This is a genomic window from Kitasatospora sp. NPDC092948 (genome assembly GCF_044754805.1).
GTDB lineage: Bacteria > Actinomycetota > Actinomycetes > Streptomycetales > Streptomycetaceae > Kitasatospora.
In genome coordinates this window covers 167,615-188,603 of the sequence record NZ_JBIVPU010000004.1, presented here as the reverse complement: position 1 = coordinate 188,603, position 20,989 = coordinate 167,615, and the positions used below count along the sequence as shown (strand labels likewise).

17 protein-coding genes are annotated in these 20,989 nt (G+C 70.6%); 5 read left to right on the top strand and 12 right to left on the bottom strand.

What is annotated here, in order from left to right; genetic code table 11:
- Positions 1-11: 11 nt before the first annotated feature.
- Both ACIQF6_RS14380 and ACIQF6_RS14375 read right to left on the bottom strand, forming a co-directional pair.
- A complete protein-coding gene (locus ACIQF6_RS14380; RefSeq protein WP_400894229.1) occupies positions 12-953 on the bottom strand; it encodes an SGNH/GDSL hydrolase family protein in 942 nt (313 codons plus the stop codon).
- Complete coding sequence (locus tag ACIQF6_RS14375) at positions 954-1,895, bottom strand: PAC2 family protein (protein ID WP_400894227.1); 942 nt, start codon at positions 1,893-1,895, stop codon at positions 954-956.
- Between the two features lie 650 nt (positions 1,896-2,545).
- On the opposite strand from ACIQF6_RS14375, the gene ACIQF6_RS14370 reads away from it, so the two are divergent.
- Positions 2,546-3,301, top strand: a complete 756-nt coding sequence (locus ACIQF6_RS14370) for a GNAT family N-acetyltransferase (RefSeq protein WP_400894225.1) — start codon at positions 2,546-2,548, stop codon at positions 3,299-3,301.
- A 225-nt stretch (positions 3,302-3,526) separates the two neighbouring features.
- Here the strand turns inward: ACIQF6_RS14370 and ACIQF6_RS14365 are convergent, their stop codons facing one another.
- The 8 genes from ACIQF6_RS14365 to ACIQF6_RS14330 all read right to left on the bottom strand — a co-directional run bounded on the left by ACIQF6_RS14365 (position 3,527) and on the right by ACIQF6_RS14330 (position 12,754).
- Positions 3,527-3,859 (bottom strand): transcriptional regulator, encoded by a 333-nt coding sequence (locus ACIQF6_RS14365; RefSeq protein WP_400894223.1) that lies wholly within the window; start codon positions 3,857-3,859, stop codon positions 3,527-3,529.
- The gene (locus tag ACIQF6_RS14360; RefSeq protein WP_400894221.1) at positions 3,856-4,368 is read right to left on the bottom strand and encodes a hypothetical protein; all 513 of its coding nucleotides are present in this window, start codon (positions 4,366-4,368) and stop codon (positions 3,856-3,858) included. The genes ACIQF6_RS14365 and ACIQF6_RS14360 overlap by 4 nt, the downstream gene beginning before the upstream one ends.
- A 115-nt stretch (positions 4,369-4,483) precedes the next feature.
- Positions 4,484-4,996, bottom strand: coding sequence for a ribonuclease (locus ACIQF6_RS14355; protein ID WP_400894219.1), 513 nt, complete (start codon positions 4,994-4,996; stop codon positions 4,484-4,486).
- A 269-nt stretch (positions 4,997-5,265) separates the two neighbouring features.
- A complete protein-coding gene (ppdK, locus tag ACIQF6_RS14350; protein WP_400895320.1) occupies positions 5,266-8,169 on the bottom strand; it encodes a pyruvate, phosphate dikinase in 2,904 nt (967 codons plus the stop codon).
- Between the two features lie 371 nt (positions 8,170-8,540).
- Entirely contained in the window at positions 8,541-9,728 is a 1,188-nt protein-coding gene (dusB, locus tag ACIQF6_RS14345; protein WP_400894218.1) for a tRNA dihydrouridine synthase DusB, read from the bottom strand.
- A gap of 223 nt (positions 9,729-9,951) precedes the next feature.
- Positions 9,952-10,851: a DUF4097 family beta strand repeat-containing protein gene (locus tag ACIQF6_RS14340; protein ID WP_400894216.1), complete on the bottom strand. Its 900-nt coding sequence runs from the start codon at positions 10,849-10,851 to the stop codon at positions 9,952-9,954.
- Entirely contained in the window at positions 10,848-11,495 is a 648-nt protein-coding gene (locus ACIQF6_RS14335; RefSeq protein WP_400894214.1) for a response regulator, read from the bottom strand. The genes ACIQF6_RS14340 and ACIQF6_RS14335 overlap by 4 nt, the downstream gene beginning before the upstream one ends.
- On the bottom strand, positions 11,483-12,754 hold the full coding sequence (locus ACIQF6_RS14330; protein ID WP_400894212.1) for a histidine kinase: 1,272 nt from the start codon (positions 12,752-12,754) through the stop codon (positions 11,483-11,485). Before ACIQF6_RS14330 ends, ACIQF6_RS14335 begins: the two co-directional genes overlap by 13 nt.
- A gap of 135 nt (positions 12,755-12,889) precedes the next feature.
- Between ACIQF6_RS14330 and ACIQF6_RS14325 the strand changes: the two genes are divergently transcribed.
- Complete coding sequence (locus ACIQF6_RS14325) at positions 12,890-13,390, top strand: hypothetical protein (RefSeq protein ID WP_400894210.1); 501 nt, start codon at positions 12,890-12,892, stop codon at positions 13,388-13,390.
- A 457-nt stretch (positions 13,391-13,847) separates the two neighbouring features.
- On the opposite strand, the gene ACIQF6_RS14320 is transcribed toward ACIQF6_RS14325, so the two are convergent.
- The gene (locus ACIQF6_RS14320; RefSeq protein ID WP_400894208.1) at positions 13,848-14,699 is read right to left on the bottom strand and encodes a helix-turn-helix transcriptional regulator; all 852 of its coding nucleotides are present in this window, start codon (positions 14,697-14,699) and stop codon (positions 13,848-13,850) included.
- A gap of 101 nt (positions 14,700-14,800) precedes the next feature.
- On the opposite strand from ACIQF6_RS14320, the gene ACIQF6_RS14315 reads away from it, so the two are divergent.
- The 3 genes from ACIQF6_RS14315 (at position 14,801) to ACIQF6_RS14305 (ending at position 19,021) form a co-directional block, all read left to right on the top strand.
- On the top strand, positions 14,801-16,234 hold the full coding sequence (locus ACIQF6_RS14315) for an MFS transporter (RefSeq protein WP_400894206.1): 1,434 nt from the start codon (positions 14,801-14,803) through the stop codon (positions 16,232-16,234).
- A 266-nt stretch (positions 16,235-16,500) separates the two neighbouring features.
- Positions 16,501-17,076 (top strand): NADAR family protein, encoded by a 576-nt coding sequence (locus tag ACIQF6_RS14310; RefSeq protein WP_400894204.1) that lies wholly within the window; start codon positions 16,501-16,503, stop codon positions 17,074-17,076.
- Positions 17,077-18,286: 1,210 nt separating this feature from the next.
- Positions 18,287-19,021: a hypothetical protein gene (locus ACIQF6_RS14305; protein WP_400894202.1), complete on the top strand. Its 735-nt coding sequence runs from the start codon at positions 18,287-18,289 to the stop codon at positions 19,019-19,021.
- A 281-nt stretch (positions 19,022-19,302) separates the two neighbouring features.
- Here the strand turns inward: ACIQF6_RS14305 and ACIQF6_RS14300 are convergent, their stop codons facing one another.
- A complete protein-coding gene (locus tag ACIQF6_RS14300; protein WP_400894200.1) occupies positions 19,303-20,685 on the bottom strand; it encodes a glycine--tRNA ligase in 1,383 nt (460 codons plus the stop codon).
- Between the last annotated feature and the right edge of the window lie 304 nt (positions 20,686-20,989).

Sequence of the window (20,989 nt, the reverse complement as noted above, 5' to 3'; positions counted from 1 at the left end):
GGGCGGCGAGGTCAGTGCCGCTGCTGCAGGGACGTCAGGACGGCTGCGGCCATGCCCTGCTGCCCCTGCGCGTTCGGATGGATCGGGGCCAGCCCGCCCGCCGCGCCGAGGGGTTCGATCCAGCGGGTGCCCTCCGCCTCGCACATGTCGTGGCCGGTGGACGAGGAATAGGTGTCGACGAAGGTCACTCCGGCTGCCTCGGCCCGTTGGCGGAGCATGGCATTCAGTTGCTGTTCCTGGTCGGCGACGAATCCGATGTCGGCCGCCGCGATCCCGTCCCCCAGGGTCTTCGCGCATCGGGCCGGATCCTGCGGCAGCAGTGCCGGGTAGCCGATCAGCAGGACCTCGGCCTGCGGTGCCCGCCGCTTGACCTCGCCAAGGGCTGTCGTGAGCCGCTCGCCGGTGTCCTGCACCTTTCGCTGGACCTCGCCCCGACCGGCACCGGTGGTGTAGTAGCTGCGGCAGGGCGCGTCACTGCTCCCGCCGATCAGGCTGTGCCGGACGTTCTCCAGCGCGCAGCGGCCCAGGACGTCGAGGAATCCGGCGTCGTTGCCGCCGATGCCGAGTGTGACCAGGCGGGTCGCCGGGCCGAGCGCGTCCAGCTGGGGCGGGTTGACCCCGTTGTCGGTCCGCTGGGCGGCCGTCAGGTCTCCGGTCCGCGCGCCGCTGCAACTGACGTCGGTGAAGTCCTGCAGGGCGAGCTGCCGGGCCACCAGCGAGGGGTAGTTGACACCGGAGCGGCCGCAGCCCAGTGGTGAGCCGCTCTGCGGCGGGATCCGGACGCCGGAGGTGTACGAATCCCCGAGTGCCACGTACGGCCCGGTGATGGGCGTCGCGGAAGGGCCGGGCGACGCCGACCGGTCGGGGCCCGGCTTCGAGGAGGTCTCGGCGGCACTGCACGCTGCGGTGCCGATCAGCACCGCAGCGGTGGCGGCCAGCAGGCGGCGGCGCACCTACTCCGCGCCGCGCTCGTGCTCGGCGAGGAACTCCTCGAAACGGCGGCCGAGCTCGTCGGCCGAGGGCAGGTCGGTGGTCTCGGCCAGCAGGCTCTCGCGGTCGACCGCGCCGGAGACGGCGTCGTACTGGCTCTCCATGCCCTGGATCGCGGACCGCAGTTCGCCGTCGCCCTGGGAGAGCTGGTCCTCGATCTCGGCGTAGACCTCGTTGACCCGCACACGCAGCTCACTGCCGGGCAGCACCAGGCCGGTCGCGGACTGCACGGCTTCCATGATGACCACTGCGGCGGCCGGGTACGAGGAGCGGGCGATGTAGTGGGGGACGTGCGCGGCGAAGCCCAGCACGTCGTGGCCGGATTCGGCGAGCCGGTACTCGACCAGCGCCTGTGCGCTGCCGGGAACCTGCGCCTGGTCGAACCACCTGGGGTGGCCGGCCGCGAGATCGACCCGGTTGCCGTGCGGCGTGATGCTGACCGGGCGGGTGTGCGGCACGCCCATCGGGATGCCGTGGAAGTCTACGGCCAGGCGGACCTCGAACCGCTCCACCAAGTCCCGTACGGCAGCGGCGAACAGCTCCCATTCGGTGTCCGGCTCGGGTCCGGTGAGCACCAGGAACGGCGCGCCCACGGAGTCGCGCACCAACTGAAGGAGGATCTCCGGCGGGTCGTAATCCGACCAGCTCTCCCGGTCGAAGGTCATTGCGGGCCGACGGGCCCGGTAATCGACCAGCCGGTCGTGGTCGAACCTGGCGACGACCTGCGGCGAACCGTGTTCCAGCAGGTGCGCCACGACCTGGCCGCCTGCCTCGCCGGCGTCCATGAAGCCCTCGAAGTGGTACAGCAGCACCAGGCCGGCACCGGCCTCCGCGGCGGCGCGCGCCGCCGCCAGGGCGGTCACGCCCTGCGGTTCCAGCTCGTACAGCTCCTTGGGATCACGCACAGCGCACCCAACCCCGTTCGTCTCGTTGTCTCGGAATGTTTTCGGATCTGATCTGTCCAGCGTGCGACGGCCCGCCGGAATTCCCGTCCGCGCATGAGTCTTCACTCCGTCCCGGGAATCCTCTCACCTCCCGTAATTGCCGCTGGTCGGGGACGTGGCGCGGGGGCCGAGCAGTAATATGACGGGGCGTCTCGGCGTGCCGAAAGGACCCACGCGCCCCCGCTGGCGCGCCGCGAAGTGACGCACCGCCTTCTGGCGGGTATCGTCCTCTCGCTGCCTCGCATCGTCGCGTCGTCGCGCCACGCCGTCTGTCACGTCGTGGGCCACGCCCCGGTCCGTTGCGATGCCAGCCATCCATTGCGCACCTTGCCTTCACCTGGCCGCCTGCTTCGCTTCGTGATCTCGTTTCTCTCTCGGCCATCTCGCGGACGCACACTGTCCCGTCGCTCATCCCGCCGGATCGGTCCGTCGACCCGTGTCCGTACCGGCACCGCGCTGCCCGCCTCCGGGCTGCCGACCCGTCGCACGCCCGAGCCTCTGGCGTGGCGTACCCGGGCGGCCGCTGTCCGGGGCCGGGGCGAACGACCACTGCCCACGCGCCGCGAACCCGGCACGCGGGCCCCGACGACAGCCGAAGGACCGAAGGATCCGTGCCCGTACCCGTCACCCTCTACGGCCGCACCGTGCGGCTGGAGCCCCTCGCCGAGCACCACGCCGCGGCCCTGGCCGAGGCCGGCGCCGAGGACCGTACGACCTACGCCTTCACCCCTGTCCCGCACGGCCTGGAAGCCGCTCGGGAATACATCGCGCGCGCCCTCGCCGACCAGGCGGCGGGCCGGTCGATGCCGTATGCCACCGTGAGTACGGCCGACAATCGGGTCGTTGGCTCGACCCGTTTCCTGGAACTGGACTACTGGCAGGGGCCGCTGGTCTGGCCGCCCGTGCCGGGGATCCCGTACGGCGACCCGCTGGAGGCGGTGCCGGACGCCGCCGAGATCGGGAACACCTGGCTGTCCCCGCGGGCACAGGGCACCGGCATCAACACGGAGGCGAAGCTGCTGATGCTGCGGCACGCCTTCGAGTCCTGGGGCGTGCAGCGGATCTCGCTGCGGGCCGATGCCCGCAACACCCGCTCCCGGATCGCCATCGAGCGGCTGGGCGCCACCTCCGAGGGGGTCCGCCGGGCGCACTCGCGCGGCCTGGACGGGGTGGTCAGGTCCACCGCGTTCTACTCGATCCTGGACGAGGAGTGGCCGGCCGTCCGAGACATCATCGAGCTGAGGATCGCCGCCGCGACCTCGCCCAGCGCGCCGGATCCGGCACCGCTCAACCAGGAGTGCCTTAGACACGGCGGCTCCCTGGTCGGCGAGCCTGTGATCGGCAACTCGCTGCTCCCGGCTGCCTGAGGCAGCCTTTCGGTTCCCGCTCGGGCGGGGACCTGCCGGTCCGGGGTGGGCGTGCGGCGGGGTCGGCCCCCGTACGCCCACCCCGGGCGGCTGTTCTGCCGCGATGGAGCTTCGACGCTCTGTCGAGTTGTCAAGGAGCGCGGGCCGCATGCGCTTTGGCTCCACCTCCGCTTCCCGGTGTGATCTTTCTGACACCCCGCCAGGTCTGACCCCCGTGCCTCCACCTCAGCTCTCTTGCCGGTCGCCTTCGGCACCGGTCTCCGAGCCGGCCGCCTCCGCGGCGGCGGCCAACTGCTGGAGGGCGCCGAGGTGGGCGGCCAGCGCGGCACGGCCCTGCCGGGTCGCGGAGAGCCAGGTGCGAGGCCGCTTGCCCACATAGCCCTTGCGGGCCCGCAGGTAGCCGACCGTCTCCAGGCTCGTCGCCGTTTTGCTGAGCACCGAGTCCGAGACCTGGCAGTAGTCGCGGACCACGGAGAACTCCGCTTCCTGGCACCCGCTGAGGAAGGCCAGGACGGTGAGCTTGGTCGGGTGGTGGAGGACTGGGTCGAGCCCGTTCACTGCGCGTTGCTCATGCTCTGCTCCTTGACGTGACGGTTGATCAGGACGATGACTGCCCACAGCGTCAGCCCGCCGCCCAGCCCGGTGCCGGCCCCGGCCCAGGCCTGGTCCCCGGTGGCCAGCCAGGCGACGAGACCGGACAGGGCCGCTGCCAGGACAACGGCGCCGAGCGCCCGCAGCGCCTGCGGCGGGAGGCCGCGTTCGACCAGCCCGGCGACACCGCGGGCCCGGACGGCTACCCGCACTATCGCGGCCTGCACCAGCACCAACCCGAGCGGGCACAGCAATATCAGCCACTGCGCCTGACGCTCGAAGGACTGCCCGATCGCCGCACCGTAGGCAGCGAGCGAGAGGCCCACGCCCGGCCCGTACCACCAAGGCAGTGGTTGCGGCCGCCGCGCGGCGGCCTCGGCCCGCCCGGCGAGGGCGAGCGCCTCGGCGGGCGTGAGGGTGCCTCCGGGCGGAAGCCCCTCGGCCTCTCCATCTGCGAACTGCTTGTCCCCAGCCATCGAACCCCCGAGCAGCGTGCATCGGACCCGGCCTGCTGCCGGATCAAGTGCTGCCACTCTGGCACATACTTTCCGCGATGGAAAGTAATTTTCCGACGGGCCGTCAGCGGCAGTGTCAGCAGCGCGAATCGATCTCCTGGAAGGAGGCGTAGTGGTCGGCCGTCCAGTACTGCTCGCCGGCGCCGCCGGTCACCACGCGCCGGGTGCCGCGGTCGTCCGATCCCGGGGTGACCACGGTGAACTCGTGGTAGTAGCCGTTGCTCTGGCGCGGCAGCCGGCTCTCCCGGTTCTCGAAGACGATGCCGTCCGAGCGGTACGGGTAGGGCCCGCCCTTGGCGATCAGCCCGAGGGTTTCGACGGCCTGCGAGGGCAGCTTGCTGCGGCACACGTCGGCGATCGCGGGGTTGGTGGGCACCCAGGTGGGCTGCTCGGCGGGCGACTTCGCCGGGGCGGACGGCTTGGGGGCGCTCGTGGCGCCGTTCCGGGTCGCCGTGGCGGCGGGCGCGGACGGGGACTTCGCAGCGGACGGGCTGCCTGCGTCTCCCCCGTCGTTCAGCAGGGCGGTCACTGCGGCGACAAGCCCGGCGACCACCAGGACGACGAGGCTGATCAGGCGATTGCGGCTCATGGCCCCTAGCTTGCCGTACCGGCTCACCCGAACGGCGCAAGCCGACGCGTGCCGGGCGAGGGGCGTACCCGCACCGCCCGGTCGGAACCGGCCGCAGTCGGGTCGCGGAAGCACAGCCGATCACGTCGGGGAAATGCCGCCGGGGCGGGACCGGACGCCATTGTCCGTTCCCGCCCCGGCTGCTCCGTACGGCGGCTCTCCTGCGCCGAGCTCCGCCGTACGCCCCTCCGGTCCGGAGGGGTGCGGTCAGTGATCCGCGCTGTTTCGTGTCAGCGCGAGTCGCTTCCCGCCGTCTCGATGGCGGCGCGGCCTGCCTCCAGGCGCGCCACCGGAATCCGGAAGGGAGAGCAGGATACGTAGTCCAGCCCCACCTCGTGGAAGAAGTGGACCGAGTCGGGGTCGCCGCCGTGCTCGCCGCAGACGCCGAGCTTGAGGTCGGGCCGGGTGGCCCGGCCTGCCTGCGCGGCGCTCCGGACCAGCGAGCCGACGCCGTCGCGGTCGATGGTCTCGAACGGGCTGACGCCGAAGATGCCCTTCTCCAGGTAGGCGGTGAAGAACGAGGCCTCGACGTCGTCGCGGGAGAAGCCCCACACGGTCTGGGTCAGGTCGTTGGTGCCGAAGGAGAAGAAGTCGGCGGCCTCGGCGATCTGCCCGGCCGTCACGGCCGCGCGCGGCAGTTCGATCATGGTGCCGAGCTTGATGTCGAGGTTGACGCCGGTGGAGGCGGAGACCTCGGCGAGCACCCGCTCGCACTCGTCGCGGACCAGCTCCAGCTCCTGGACGGTACCGACCAGCGGGATCATCACCTCGGGACGCGGGTCGCCGCCGGCCAGCTTGCGCTCGGCCGCGGCCTCGGCGATCGCCCGGACCTGCATCCCGAACAGGCCGGGAATGACCAGGCCGAGGCGGACGCCGCGCAGGCCCAGCATCGGGTTGGCCTCGTGCAGCCGGTGCACGGCCTGGAGCAGGCGGAGGTCGTTCTCGTTCGGGTCCTTGCGGGCCTCGGCGAGGGCGACGCGCACCGACAGCTCGGTGAAGTCGGGCAGGAACTCGTGCAGCGGCGGGTCGAGCAGGCGGACCGTCACCGGAAGCCCGTCCATCGACTGGAAGAGCTCCAGGAAGTCGCCCTTCTGCAGCGGCAGCAGGCTGGACAGCGCGGTCTCGCGGTCCTTGTCGTTGTCCGCCAGGATCAGGTGCTCGACCTCCTTGCGGCGCTCCTCGCCGAGGAACATGTGCTCGGTGCGGCACAGGCCGATGCCCTGGGCGCCGTACCGGCGGGCGCGGTTCGCGTCCTCGGCGTTGTCGGCGTTGGCGCGGACCGCGAGCCGGCGGCGGCCGTCGGCGTGCGACATCAGCCGGTGCACGGCCTGGACCAATCCGCCCTGGACATCGGCGCCGGCGTGCAGCGTGCCCTCGAAGTACTCGACCACCGGGGACGGCAGCACCGGGACCTCGCCCAGGTACACCTTGCCGTTGGCGCCGTCGATGGACACCACGTCGCCCTCGTGGACGACCTGGCCGTCGGAGGTGGTGAACCTGCGGTTCTTGGTGTCGACCTCCAGCTCCTCGGCGCCGCAGACACAGGTCTTGCCCATGCCGCGGGCGACCACGGCCGCGTGCGAGGTCTTGCCACCGCGCGAGGTGAGGATGCCCTCGGCGGCGATCATGCCTTCCAGGTCGTCCGGGTTGGTCTCGCGACGGACCAGGATGACCTTCTCACCGGAGCGCGACCACTTCACCGCGGTGTACGAGTCGAAGACCACCTTGCCGACAGCGGCGCCGGGCGAGGCCGCGATGCCGTAGGCGACCGGCCGGGTCTCGGAGGTCGGGGCGAAGCGCGGGAACATCAGCTGGGCGAGCTGCCCGCCGGTGACCCGGTGCAGCGCCTCGTCCAGGTCGATCAGGCCCTGGTCGACCAGCTGGACGGCGATCCGGAACGCGGCGGCAGCGGTGCGCTTGCCGACGCGGGTCTGCAGCATCCAGAGCTTGCCGCGCTCGATGGTGAACTCGATGTCGCACAGGTCCCGGTAGTGGTTCTCCAGGGTCTGCATGATGGACATCAGCTCGTCGTACGACTTCTTGTCGAGCTGTTCCAGGTCGGCCAGCTGGAGGGTGTTGCGGATGCCCGCCACCACGTCCTCGCCCTGGGCGTTCTGCAGGTAGTCGCCGTAGACGCCCTGGGTACCGGTGGAGGGGTCGCGGGTGAAGGCGACACCGGTGCCGGAGTCCTCGCCGAGGTTGCCGAAGACCATGGTGCAGATGTTGACGGCGGTGCCCAGGTCGTTCGGGATGCGCTCCTGGCGGCGGTACAGGCGCGCCCGGTCGCCGTTCCAGGAGTGGAAGACTGCGTGGATCGCCAGGTCGAGCTGCTCGCGAGGCTCCTGCGGGAACTCGCGGCCGGTCTCCCGGAGCACGATCGCCTTGAAGGTCTCGACCAGCGCCTTGAGGTCGTCCGCGGTGAGGTCCAGGTCGTTGGCGGTGCCCTTGGCGTGCTTGGCCTCGTCCAGCGCCTCTTCGAACAGCTCGCCGTCGACGCCCAGCACGGTCTTGCCGAACATCTGGACCAGGCGGCGGTAGGAGTCCCACGCGAAGCGCTCGTTGCCGGACTGGGCGGCGAGCCCGGTCACCGAGGCGTCGGAGAGGCCGATGTTCAGGACGGTGTCCATCATGCCGGGCATCGAGAACTTGGCACCGGACCGCACCGAGACCAGCAGCGGGTTGTCCGCCTGGCCCAGCTCCTTGCCCATCCGGGCCTCGAGGGCGACCAGGTGGCCGGTGATCTCCTCGTTCAGCGAGGCCGGCTCGGTGCCGGTCTCCAGGAACACCTTGCAGGCGTCGGTGGTGATGGTGAACCCCGGAGGGACGGGGAGGCCCAGGTTGGTCATCTCGGCGAGGTTCGCACCCTTCCCGCCGAGAAGATCCTTGAGGTCCTTGTTTCCTTCGGTGAAGGAGTAAACAAACTTCTGCTGCGCCGCCACGGGTCGTTCTCCTCGCACACGGTTGCCCTGACGCCGGAGAACATACCCATTTCGAAGGCTGTTTAGGGGAGCGAATAGGTCGCATGAGCTGCGAAGCGGGCCGTTGACCAGCAGATCGAATGCCCGAATGGGCGATTGCCTGCGTTGTTGAAATCGTCCGGGTGACGCTAGTGAGTCTTCAAGAAGTGAAGGCATCGCCACGCGAAGCTCATGCAAACCGGACACACAGTGACGACATCCGCCCCACCGCGTTTCCCCGGCTTGATTTCCTGCAACCAGCCGCCGCCATCCGCCGCAGAGCCTGTTCGGGAAGCGATCCGGACTTGTACACCTTGGCGAAGTCCGCTGACTGGCCGTCATCCGCCACGATATGTGGCCAGCGTCACGGGCGCATCTCAGCTGTCAAGCCGAGCACCTCTACGCCAGCCGTCGCTTTCTGTTGATGCTTCCTCAGCTCTGTGTCGCGGAATTTCGCCTCTTAGGAGCCCTACTGTCCATCTTGGACAACTCCGCTGGGCCGATTCGGCCAGGCGTCGCTCAGGGCTATTTTTGCCACGCCGTACAGATCATCCGCCAGAAGTGTCCGATTCGGCGTCTTCGCCGAGCCGGGCGCACTCATACGGATCGTCCAACCAGCCCTCGGGCAGGACCACCCGGTTGTTGCCGCTGGTACGGCCTCGCGGGCCGTCGGCGCCGATCGGCCAGCTCTGCTCCTGGTCGACCAGCGCGAGGGTTTCGGCGAGTTCGCCGAGCGAGCTGGAATTGGCGAGCTTCACCCGCAGTTCGGAGCCCACCGAGAATCCCTTGGTGTACCAGGCGACGTGCTTGCGGAAGTCGATGACACCGCGGGCCTCGTCACCGAGCCACTCCCCCAGCAGCTGGGCGTGCCGGACCATGGCGCGGGCCACGTACGCGAAGGTGGGACGGGCATAGTCGACGTCGCCCTCGAAGATCGACACCAGGTCCTTGAACAGCCAGGGCCGACCGAGGCAGCCACGGCCGACCACCACGCCGTCGCAGCCGGTCTCGCGCATCATCCGCACCGCGTCGTCGGCGGACCAGATGTCGCCGTTGCCGAGCACCGGGATGTTCGCCGGCACGGACTCGCGCAGCCGGGCGATGGCCGACCAGTCGGCGGTGCCGCCGTAGTGCTGGGCGGCGGTCCGGCCGTGCAGGGCGATCGCGGCCACACCCTCCTCCGAGCCGATCCGACCGGCATCGAGGTAGGTGAGGTGGTCGTCGTCGATGCCCTTGCGCATCTTCATGGTGACCGGGAGGTCACCCGCGTTGCCGACCGCCTGGCGCAGGATGTCCCGCAGCAGGTTGCGCTTGTACGGCAGCGCGGAGCCGCCGCCCTTTCGGGTCACCTTGGGGACGGGGCAGCCGAAGTTGAGGTCGATGTGATCGGCGAGGCCTTCCTCGGAGATCATCCGTGCCGCCTTGCCGACGGTCTCCGGGTCCACGCCGTACAGCTGGATCGAACGGGGCTTCTCGCTCGGGTCGAACTTGATCAGCTGCATGGTCTTGGCGTTGCGCTCGACCAGCGCCCGGGTGGTGATCATCTCGGAGACGTACAGGCCGCGGCCACCGCTCTGCTCGCGGCACAGGGTGCGGAACGGGGCATTGGTGATGCCGGCCATCGGGGCCAGCACCACCGGCGGCCACACCTGCATCGGCCCGATGTTCAGCGGGGCGAACTCCGGTGCCTCGGGTGCTGCCGGAGTTGCCTGGGCGGAGTCGGGCGTGATGGTCATGCGCGGCAGATCCTCAAACGGGTAGGGCCCCAGTGGCGGGAGTTCCGGACTCTCCATTCTCCCCCACCTGCCGACCGGGCCGCTCCGCTCCACCTGGCGACCGACTCGGCATCGGCCTGTGCCGTGGCCGATCGGAGGGCGGCCGGTGCCGCGGCCGATCGGAGGCAGTCGGCATGGCACAGCCGTCGGCCGGGCCTGCCCTCCGGGCACCGGGCGATGCCCGTCAGGGGTGGTCGCGGAACCGGTTGACGGTGACGGTGCCGGAGGCGGTGACGATGTCGATCACGCGCGACGAGGTCGAGTCCTGCAGGGACGGGTCGACGACCTTTTCGGCACCTGCGGTGCTGAGGTCGATCCGGTACTGACTGCGGTCGTCGGGGACTTGCAGCACGAGATTGCCGGAGGCCATCCGGGCCGTCACCGAAGTCGGTGGCCGGTCGTACTGCAGGGTGACCTGGCCCGAGGAGGAGGACGCTCTGGTCTCAGCCGATGTCAGCCCGGTGCCGATGATCTGGCCGGATCCGCTCTCGGCCCGGATGGCACCGCTGACCTGGCTCAGTTGGACCTGCCCGGAGCCGGTCTCCGTCGAGATTTCCCCGGAGGTGCCGAAGATCTCCGTCCGACCGGAACCGCTGCGGGACTTGATCGCTGTCGCCGCCGGGACCTGTATCTCCAGGACGACGGCGCAGCCGAACAGCAGGCTCGCCTCCGGGCAGTCGACGGACACCGACAGCGTGTCCGCCTCGATCCGCTGGCTCACGGTGGGCTTGTGCAGGGACCAGCCGACGCGCTCGGTGACGATCACCCGATCGGTGCCGCCGGCCCGCACGGTGACCACGGCCGGCCCGGAGTCGATGTCGAGCCGGTTGATCGCCTCGAAGTACGACTTCTCGCGGACGGTGTCCTGCTGGACCAGCGCGGCACCGGTGCTGGCGGCACCGCCCGCCAGGGCGCAGGCGAGCGCCAGCACCCCGATGGCCCGCCACAGGCGGCGTTCGCCCGGACGCAGCTCGGCAGCCGGGACGTCCGGGCCGGGTGTCGGCAGCCAGCGGGCGAGGCGGCTCTGGCTTCCCGAGTGCGGCTTCGGCCCCGGTACCGGCCCGGCAGTGGACCGTCGTGTCATTGGCTGATCTCCAGAAATCGGAGCACCGCGAGGACGCGCCGGTGGGTGTCCTCGGCGGGCGGGAGGTCGAGCTTGGTGAGGATCGAATTGATGTGCTTGGAGACTGCGCTGTCGCTGACCACCAGCGACTCGGCGATCGCGGTGTTGGAACGGCCCTCGGCCATCAGGGCCAGCACATCCCGCTCGCGGGGCGTCAGCCGGTGCAGCGGATCGCGGTCGCGGCGCAGCAGCAGCTGGGCGACCACTTCGGGATCGAGGGCGGTGCCGCCCTCGGCCACGCGCTGGAGTGCCTCCAGGAACTCCTCGACGTTGGCGACCCGCTGCTTGAGCAGGTAGCCCACGCCACTGGTGTTCTTGGCCAGCAGATCGGCCGCGTAGCGCTCCTCGACAAATTGGGAGAGCAGCACGACGGCAGTCCCCGGCCACTGCTGGCGGATCATCAGGGCGGCGCGGACGCCCTCGTCGGTGAAGCCGGGTGGCATCCGGACGTCCGCGACGACGATCTGGGGGCGGTGCTCCTCCACGGCGGCGAGCAGTGCTTCGGCGTCCTCGACGGCGGCGGCCACCTCGTAGCCTTCGCTCTCCAGCACCTTGACGATGCCGATCCTCAGCAGGACGGAGTCCTCGGCGATCACAGCGCGCACGGCAGCTCCATGGTGATAGTGGTGGGGCCCCCACGGGGGCTGGTGATGGCAAGTGATCCGTCCACGGACGCGGCCCGTTTGCGCAGGCCGGTCAGCCCGGTGCCGCGGGAGGCGTCCGCGCCGCCGATGCCGTCGTCGGTGATGGTGATGAGCAACCGGTCGGCGACCCGGCGCAGGGCGAGGTCGACCCGGGAGGCCTTGGCGTGTTTGGCGGCGTTGGCCAGCGCCTCGGAGACCGTGAAGTAGGCGACCGCCTCCACGGTGGGGGCTATCCGACCTGGCAGGTCGACCGTGAGGTGCACCGGGACGGGGCTGCGCGTGGCGATGCCGGAGAGCGCCGCATCGAGCCCTCGGTCCTCCAGTACGGCGGGGTGCAGGCCGCGGACCAGGTCGTGAAGCTCCTTGATGGCGGCCTGGGCCTCCTCGTGCGCGGTGACGATGACCTCCATCGCCTCGGGCGGGATGTCTTTGAGGGTGCGCCGGGCAAGGCCGAGGTTCATGGCGAGTGAGACCAGTCGCTGCTGTGCGCCGTCGTGCAAGTCCCGTTCGATCCGGCGGCGTTCGGCATCGGCGGCGTCCACCACGTCCACTCGGCTCTGGGCGAGGTGTTCGACGCGGCGTTCCAGTACCTCTGCACGGTTGGGGCCGAGCAGGGCGCGGACCGTCCAGAGGTCGAGCGCGGCGAGCAGGGCGACGAGCCACGGGGTGAGGAACAGCAGAAGAACGCCACCGGCAGTGACCGCAGCTCCCTTCGCCGTCCAGGCGAAGCCGGAACGCAAGGGGTTGTCCATCGGAAGCAGCCAGACCCAGCCGAAGAAGGTGATCAGCACGAGGGCGGTGCCCCAGAGGCTGAGGGCGAGGGCGGCGAAGAACGTCTGGATCGGGGCCACGACGAAGTGGTGGGCGGCCTGACGCCATGTCAGCCCGGCGCGGAGCCGGGGAAGCCAGCCTGCGTCCGGCGACAGTCGGCCGGAGATCTCGAGGCCGCGCAGGGTGCGGACCCGGCTTCGCTGGACGGTGGTCATCAGGTCGAGCAGGACCGTCAGCAGGAGCAGCGCGAGCAGGATCGCCTTCCCCGGGAGGCTGAGGGCGATGATGCAGGGCAGGCCGAGCGGGAGGCCTGCTGCCAGGAACAGCGAATCCCGTCGAGTGCCCGCGGACCACGGCGCGCGCTCCCGGACGGCGCGGAGCACCGCCGGGCCGGCCTTGGTGAGGCGGGCCGCCCGAACGGGCCTCGGTTGGATCTTCGACTGGAACATGCGGCACAGCGTAGGGCCGCGCCGATCTCGGCTTCCATGGCCTGAGCCTCCGTCTTTGGGGTGTAGCTGGCTACACCCCAAAGACGGAGCCGCGCGCTACCGACAAGATCTCTGCGTCGCACGATTCTTGACGGCATGACGAACACGAACCTGATGCGTTGTGGCCGCAGCCCGTTCCGTGCCCACCGTGGCACCGCCCCGGCACTCCCGCTGACCGAGCCTGAACTCCTCGACGGCACAGGCCCGATGGGCCTGCTTGCCTCGGTCGGCCCGTGGTCGGTCCGCCTGCGGGCCGGCCGTCGTCCGGCCATGGAGGTGTACGAGTACGGCGAGTTGCTCGATGTGGTGGTCGAGTCCTCGCTCGGCGATACCCAGTTGCGCGGAGCGCGGCGTGGCCGGGCCGCCGGGCCGGACGACGGGCCGGTCTCCTGTGCATGGGGCCGATGGCCACCGGGCGCCGGGCCCGGGCCGGTCCTCTTCCGTACCGGCGGGCTGCGCCGCCGCACGGTGCAGGCCGATGTGGTGCGGACGACGGGCCGCTTCTGGTTCGCCTCGGTGGCCGGGGAGTTCCGCTGGGCGCAGGTGTGCCGCGCGTCGGACCGCACGGAGTGCCTGGAGTCGGGGAGGTCGGCATGAGCGCGTTCGCGGCGAGCCTTCTCCGGGCGGGCGGCGGTGTGCGTCCGGTCCGGCCCGAGAGCGCGGGCCTGTGGGTCGGTCCGGTGCAGGTGGAACTGCTGCTCCTGGGTTGCGGGATGGTCCTGCTGCCCTGGGCCGCGCTGTTGGCCGCCCTCCCCGGCGAGTCGGCCTGGGCCCTGCTCGATGTGGTCGAGTCGGTAGCTCTTTCGGCCAGCGCCGTACTGCTGCGGCAGGGCCGGAGTCCGCACTGGGCGGCTGGATCGGCTGCTGTGCTCCTGGTGGCCGACGCCGGGTGCGACGTGGCGACGGCGGCTCGTGGGCCCGAGCTGGTGGTGGCCCTGCTGATGGCCGTCTGCGCGGAGCTTCCGCTCGCCGCCCTGTGCTGCTCGGTGGCGCTCGGACGGTCCGGTCCGGGCGCGAGCGGGTCGCCGTCCGCGCGCCGGCGCCGGGCCAGCCGTCAGGTGGCGCTGGCCAGTTGGTGCAGCCGGTCCTGGGTGTCCTGGTCGTGGGGCACGTACCCGACCAGTCGGGTACCGCTCCTGGGGCCCAGCCAGAGGTTCGTGTACTCGAAGCGCAGCAGACCGACTTCGGGCAGCACGAACTGTTTGAACCCGTTGACCATCCCCGACACCTCGTGGCGTTCCCACGCCTCTTCGAAGTCCGGGGAGACCCTGCGCAGCCGACCGACCAACGCCTTCCAGGCGGGTTCCGCCGCGTGGTCGGCCATCACGGTCCGGAAGCGTGCCACCACCCCTGCTCTGGCGGCCGCCAGGTCCGCCAAGTTCCTCGCGATTGGAGTGTCAGTGAAGACCATCCACATGATGTTGCGGTCCTCCTCGGGGATCCTGTCCAAGTCCCCGACGAGCCAGGTATACGCCCGGTTGTACGCGAGGATGTCGAACCGACTGCTGATCACCACAGCCGGGAACGGGTCGAGTTGGTCGACCATGGCTCTGATCGGCGAGGAGACGGTGGGGCATTCCCTGACCGGTGCCGGGTCTTCGGCGCCGGCCAGCGTGAACAGGTGCGATCGCTCGTTGCGGTCGAGCAGCAGAGCCCGGGCCACCGCGTCCAGGACTTGGGCCGACACCTGGATGTCCCGTCCCTGCTCCAACCACGTGTACCAGGTGATCCCCACTGCGGCGAGGCCGGCGACCTCCTCACGGCGCAGCCCCGGGGTGCGACGGCGTCCAACGGCAGGCAGCCCGACCTGCTCGGGCGAGATGCGTTCCCGGCGGCTTCGCAAGAACGTGGCCAGTTCGTGCCGCCGGTCGTCGGCGGGGGTGTGAAGGTCCGTGGAGATAGCCATAGCACCAGGGTGTACCACCGCAGATCCTGTTGCCAGGTACTCCTTATACCCGGATAAACACCGCCTGGTACCAGGCTGAGAGGAGCCTCATCGTAGTACCCGTGACTCAGCAGACAGTGCTACCGCAGATCTCGTCGCCCCTCCGGCCCGCGGCACCCGCACTGGGTGCCGCCGGCCTGATCACCGTCCTTCTGGGCGCCTTCCTTCCGATGCTTGACTTCTTCATAGTGAATGTCGCGCTGCCGACCATCGACCACGATCTGGTCGCCGGCCCCGCCGTCCTGGAACTTGTGGCGGCGGGCTACGGCATCGCCTTCGCCGTCCTGCTCGTCCTGGGCGGGCGGCTCGGCGACGCCTTCGGCCGACGGCGGCTGTTCATCGCCGGAGCCGTCGCCTTCACCGTCACGTCACTCGCCTGCGGTGCCGCCCCCACCGCATGGACCCTGGTTGCCGCCCGGGTCGCCCAGGGAGCCTCGGCCGCCCTGCTGCTTCCCCAGGTCCTCGCCACCATCACCGCCACCACCAGCGGTCAGCAGCGCGCCCGAGCCCTCGGCATCTACGGAGCCGTCGGCGGCATCTCGGTGGTGATCGGCCAGGTACTCGGCGGACTCCTGGTCTCGGCGGACCTCTTCGGCACCGGCTGGCGCGCCGTGTTTCTGCTGAACGTCCCCTTCGCGCTGCTCACCGCGTTCCTGGCGGCGCGTCATGTCCCGGAGAGCCGCGCGGAGCAGGCCGCCGGCGTGGACCTTCCCGGCACCCTGCTGCTCACGGCGGCCCTGCTGTCCCTGTTCGTTCCCCTGATGGAGGGCCGGGCAGTCGGCTGGCCGCTCTGGACCTGGGTGTCCCTGGCGGCGTTCCCCATCCTCGCTGCGACGTTCCTGGCGGTGGAGCGCCGGGCCGAGCGGGAAGGGCGAGTTCCTCTCGTCCCGCTCTCGCTCCTGCGGATTCCGGAGATGCGGCGCGGCCTCGGCGTGGCCGTCCCCTACTTCACCGGATTCGGCGGCTTCATGTTCGTGGTGGCCCTGTTGCTGCAGGACGGGCTGCACCGGGGCCCGGTCGCCGCGGGCTGGGCCCTGGTGCCGATGGCGGTCGGCTACTTCGGCGCATCACTGGCCGGCCCCCGACTGGTCGGGCGGTTCGGCAGCCGGGTCATCACGGCCGGCGCGGTGGTTCAGGGTGCCGGCCTGATCACCCTGACCGCCACCGCGCTCGGCGACTGGGCGCACTTCTCCCCGCTCCGGATGCTCCCCGGCGTGGCACTTGCCGGCATCGGACAGGGCTTGGTGGGCATGCCGCTGTTCCGGGTGGTGCTCTCCCGGGTCCCCGCGGAACGCGCGGGAGTCGGCAGCGGGGTGCTGGCTACCACTCAACAGTCCAGCCTGGCCCTGGGAGTGGCCACGCTCGGAACCCTCTTCATCGGACTGGTCCCCACGCTGGGAATGGCGAACGCGCTGGCTCTGGTGCTCGGCATCCAGACGCTCGGTTCCCTGATCATCTGCTGGCTGAGCATCCACCTGCCGCGCTCGGTCGGGTGACGGCCGCACCCCGCCGAGCCGGGGTCGGCACGAACACCGGGCCCGCAACGGGCCGGGGCGGGCCAGGCCGGCGGAGGCCGCCCCGAGCCGGGCCAGGCCAGGCCACGGTTCGGGCCGGTTCGGCGGAGGCCACGGTTCGGGCCGGTTCGGCGGAGGCCACGGTTCGGGCCGGTTCGGCGGAGGCCACGGTTCGGGCCGGTTCGGCGGAGGCCACGGCCCGCGAATAATGCCGAGCCCGGTCTCCGCGACGGTGCAAGGATGGTGCCATGGCCAATCCGACCATCCTCACAAGTGACGCGCGGACCCGGGAGCAGCTGGTCGCCGCGATCGCATCCGGCGGCAACCCCAAGTACCTGCACTTCTGGGGACACCAGCCGCAGCCGGACGGACGGATCGGGTCCGGTGCCCTCAGCCAGTGGTGGCCGTCGCCGTTCATCGTCGACGAAGTCGAGTACTCCACCGCCGAGCACTGGATGATGGCCGGCAAGGCACGGCTGTTCGGCGACGAGGAGAGCGTCCCGCGCATCCTCCGGGCTCGAACGCCCGCCGAGGCCAAGAAGTTGGGCCGCCTGGTCAAGGGCTTCGACCAGGACGTCTGGGAGACACACCGTTTCGAACTGGTGGTGACGGGCAGCATCGCCAAGTTCGAGCAGGACGAACAGCTTCGCGACTACCTGCTCGGCACCCGGACGCGCGTCCTGGTGGAGGCCAGCCCACTCGACCGGATCTGGGGCATCGGGCTGGCGGCCGACAACGAAAAGGCGCACTCGCCGGCGCAGTGGCGGGGGCTGAACCTGCTCGGCTTCGCACTGATGGAAGCACGGGCCCGGCTCGCGGACTGACGCCCATTCATCTCCTACTCGCGTGCCCCGCAGGGCCACAATCCTCACAAGTGGGGCGAGTCGGGCGGCAATTGGCCATCGTCCACAAAATCCGCCGATCTCCGGGCGCACCGCCACTCGCATTTCCGTCTCGAAAACGTTATGACTTACTCCCGTAACGTGGCCGCCCTACGGCAGCACCAGGATGGCCACCAGTCGTAGTGTCGGGGGCCAATCGGGGGACCCCGTGGAAAGGCCAGGGCGGGGCGCGATGAACGTACGCGATCGGGGGCCGGAGCCGGCCGATGTCCAAACACTCAGAGCCGAGTTGGACGAGCTGCTCCGAGCACGGCAATTCGCCGCACAGCGCGAACGCCGACTCAGTGAGGAGCTTCGGTCCGGCCACAGCTCCGATCGCGCCCCCGGGCCCGGCCGCCCGTCCCGGCAGCCCGACCCCGAACTGCTCCGGCAACTCGCCCAGGCCCAGAACCTCCGCGAAGGCCTTGGCGCCCGCTGCCTCGAACTGAGTGACCGGCTTCTGGCCGCAGAGGACCGTCTGCTGACCGGCCGATCGGCTGTCGAGCCTCCCCTCCGCCCGGGCCACCCGACAGACTCGCCGCCGCAGGGGCACACGAACGCCCCTGCGGGCTGGGGCGCCTCCCCGATCCCGCCGCAGCGGCCGCATTCGCCCGCTGCCCGCTTCGACACGGACCGCCAGGGAACGCCCGCCGGTCGCAGCGCGCCCGCAGGACGACCCGGCCCGGGGCCGGCCGATCCGAACGCCGACACCTCCCCCAACCGCCGCCACCTCGGCACCGGCCGTCCCACAGCAGCGGCGGAGCAGGCTTCCTGGGCCCGGACAGGCATACCGGGCCAGGCCGTTGGCGCGACTCGCCCCGCCGACGCAGGGTTCAGCCACGCAGAGCGCCCGCGCACAGAGCGCCCCGGCCTGCGCAGGGACAACACCGGTGCCACCGGCCCCTGGAACGCCCGGTCCGCCACCACCGAATCCGGTGCCGCAGCCGGAGCCGGTGCCGGTGCCGGGATCAACACCACCTCTGCCGACAGGCCGTCCGCGCAGGCCGCGCAGGCCGTCGGCCACACCAACGACCGCTTCCAGCAGACTGCCCCGGGGCCCGGACCCGCCGCCTCGAACCTGGCCGGATCCCCCGGCGGCGAGGACGCGGCGCAGGCGCCCGGCTCGATGCGGCCGCGGACGACGGTGGAACTGGTGGCCCTGGTGCAGCGCATCAGCGGGCTGCACCAGCAGGGCGCGACACACGAGTCGGCGGCCATCGTCCGCCAGGTGGCCGTGATGATCACGCCGGACGACGTTGCCCGGCTGGCCGCCCTTCTGCAGCAGAACGGCCCCAGCGGCTCGTCCACCTACCTGGCGCGCTCGGTCTCCGCCGGAGCCCCGGAGCATGCGGCCGAAACACTCGCGGTGCTGCGCCGCGAGGGGATGATCGACGAGGCCGCCGACCTCTTCCACACGCTCTGGTCGGCAAGTTCCGCGGCACTGCCGGCGCTGCTCGCAGCCCTGGAGCAGTCCGGGCAGTCGGCCGACGGCCAGACCCTGCTGTGGGAGCGCGCCTCCGCCCCGGCCGAGGAACTCGCCGAGCTGGCACAGCACTTGAAGGCCGCAGGGCGGACCGGCGATGCACGGCACCTCCTGCGCCAGGCGGCAGGCCGACCGATCAACGAGGTCGCCACGATCGCCGGCACATTGAACGAGGACGCCGCAGCGGAGCTGATCGGCGAACTGGTGCGGCTGCGGTCCGCTAGTGACATCGGTCGGTTCGGCGCCGCGATCCAGGGGGCGACCGAGCTGTACGACACCCTGTTGTTCGCCGCCGACGACCTGGAGGAGAGCCGGGCCCGCAGCGTGTTCACGGCGCTGCGCACCGGCGGGCTGCCGACCCAGCCGGCACCGCGTCCGCGTTCCCGGTCCCGCCAGCGCCGCTGACCGCCGGCCGACACTCCGAGCGCCGACAGAACACCCCGGCCACCACCGTCGAACCCCAGCCCCGCCGAACACCGGCACCAGCACCAGCACCAGCACCAGCACCAGCACCAGCACCAGCACCAGCCGAAGAACCATCGGCCGCCGGAAAAGCCACGGCTCCCGGCCTGCGAAATCGAATTCGCGGGCCGGGAGCCGGGGGTGCTGCTCAGCCGGTCGGGCTCAATCGGTGGGACTCACTGCGACTCACTGAGACTCGCTGGGACTCACCGGGTGAGACGACGTCAGCAACCGATCAGGCGGGCGCCCAGGTAGGACTTCACCTGGTCGAGCGACACGCGCTCCTGCGCCATGGTGTCACGCTCGCGGACGGTCACCGCGTTGTCCTCGAGGGTGTCGAAGTCGACGGTGACGCAGAACGGCGTGCCGATCTCGTCCTGGCGGCGGTAGCGCTTGCCGATCGCGCCGGCGTCGTCGAACTCGACGTTCCAGGCGGAACGCAGGTCGGCGGCCAGGCCGCGGGCCTTCGGGGAGAGGTCGGTGTTGCGGGACAGCGGGAGAACCGCGACCTTGACCGGAGCCAGGCGCGGGTCGAGCCGCATGCCGACGCGCTTCTCCATGACGCCCTTGGCGTTCGGGGCCTCGTCCTCGAAGTAGGCGTCGATCAGGAAGGCCAGCATCGCGCGGTTGAGGCCGGCGGCGGGCTCGATGACGTACGGGTAGTACCGCTCGTTCGCGTCCTGGTCGAAGTACTTGAGGTCCTGGCCGGAGGCCTCGCTGTGCACCCTCAGGTCGTAGTCGGTGCGGTTGGCGACGCCCTCGAGCTCGGAGAACTCGCTGCCACCGAAGTTGAAGCGGTACTCGATGTCCACCGTGCGCTTGGCGTAGTGGGACAGCTTCTCCTTGGGGTGCTCGAAGAAGCGCATGTTCTCGGTGCGCAGACCGAGGTCCACGTACCAGTTCCAGCGCTGCTCGAGCCAGTACTCGTGCCAGGTCTCGTCCTCGCCCGGCTTGACGAAGAACTCCATCTCCATCTGCTCGAACTCGCGAGTGCGGAAGATGAAGTTGCCGGGCGTGATCTCGTTGCGGAAGCTCTTTCCGACCTGGGCGATGCCGAACGGCGGCTTCTTGCGCGACGTGGTCTGCACGGCCCGGAAGTTGGTGAAGATGCCCTGCGCGGTCTCCGGGCGGAGGTAGGCCAGGCCGGACGCGTCCTCGGTGACACCGAGGTGCGTCTTCAGCATGCCCGAGAACTCCTTGGGCTCCGTGAAGGCGCCCTTGTTGCCACAGTTCGGGCAGTTGATGTCGGCCAGGCCGTTGGCCGGGAGCTTCTTGTGCTTGGCCTCGTAGGCCTCTTCCAGGTGGTCGGCGCGGAAGCGCTTGTGACAGGAGAGGCACTCGGTCAGCGGGTCGTTGAAGGTCGCGACGTGGCCGGAGGCCTCCCAGACCTCGCGGGCGAGGATCACCGAGGAGTCGATACCGACGACGTCCTCCCGAGCGGTGATCATCGCACGCCACCACTGGCGCTTGATGTTCTCCTTCAGCTCGACTCCCAGCGGACCGTAGTCCCAGGCGGCACGGGTACCGCCGTAGATCTCGCTGCAGGGGTAGACGAAGCCACGGCGCTTGCTCAGGCTGACGATCGTGTCGATCTTGTCGGCGGCCACAGTGCTCTCTTCAGTACGACGGCACGGTCAGGGCGCGGCTGGTTGCGCGCGCCCGAAGAAACTCAGGGTACCGGGGATGCGGGGGCGGGATTCAACTCGATAGTGGCGCAGACACGCGGCCGTGAGGCCTTGGCGGAGTGAACGGCCGTGTACGTCCTGGCGTGTTGACGCCGACCCGACCCCATGGCCGCCCCGACCCACGACCGGTCCCGCCCGGCCCGGCGCGCGGGTGGCGGACAGCGGCGCACAGGGCTGTCGCCACCGGCTTGCGGAAGGTCGCCGGGGCGGCAGTGTGACCCCGATC

Excerpts from the sequence above, each read along its gene's own strand:
- ACIQF6_RS14360 (WP_400894221.1), bottom strand. The coding sequence starts at position 4,368 with ATGGCTGGGGACAAGCAGTTCGCAGATGGAGAGGCCGAGGGGCTTCCG.
- ACIQF6_RS14355 (WP_400894219.1), bottom strand. The coding sequence starts at position 4,996 with ATGAGCCGCAATCGCCTGATCAGCCTCGTCGTCCTGGTGGTCGCCGGG.
- ppdK (WP_400895320.1), bottom strand. The coding sequence starts at position 8,169 with ATGCCTTCACTTCTTGAAGACTCACTAGCGTCACCCGGACGATTTCAA.
- dusB (WP_400894218.1), bottom strand. The coding sequence starts at position 9,728 with ATGACCATCACGCCCGACTCCGCCCAGGCAACTCCGGCAGCACCCGAG.
- ACIQF6_RS14340 (WP_400894216.1), bottom strand. The coding sequence starts at position 10,851 with ATGACACGACGGTCCACTGCCGGGCCGGTACCGGGGCCGAAGCCGCAC.
- ACIQF6_RS14330 (WP_400894212.1), bottom strand. The coding sequence starts at position 12,754 with ATGTTCCAGTCGAAGATCCAACCGAGGCCCGTTCGGGCGGCCCGCCTC.
- ACIQF6_RS14325 (WP_400894210.1), top strand. The coding sequence starts at position 12,890 with ATGACGAACACGAACCTGATGCGTTGTGGCCGCAGCCCGTTCCGTGCC.
- ACIQF6_RS14320 (WP_400894208.1), bottom strand. The coding sequence starts at position 14,699 with ATGGCTATCTCCACGGACCTTCACACCCCCGCCGACGACCGGCGGCAC.
- ACIQF6_RS14310 (WP_400894204.1), top strand. The coding sequence starts at position 16,501 with ATGGCCAATCCGACCATCCTCACAAGTGACGCGCGGACCCGGGAGCAG.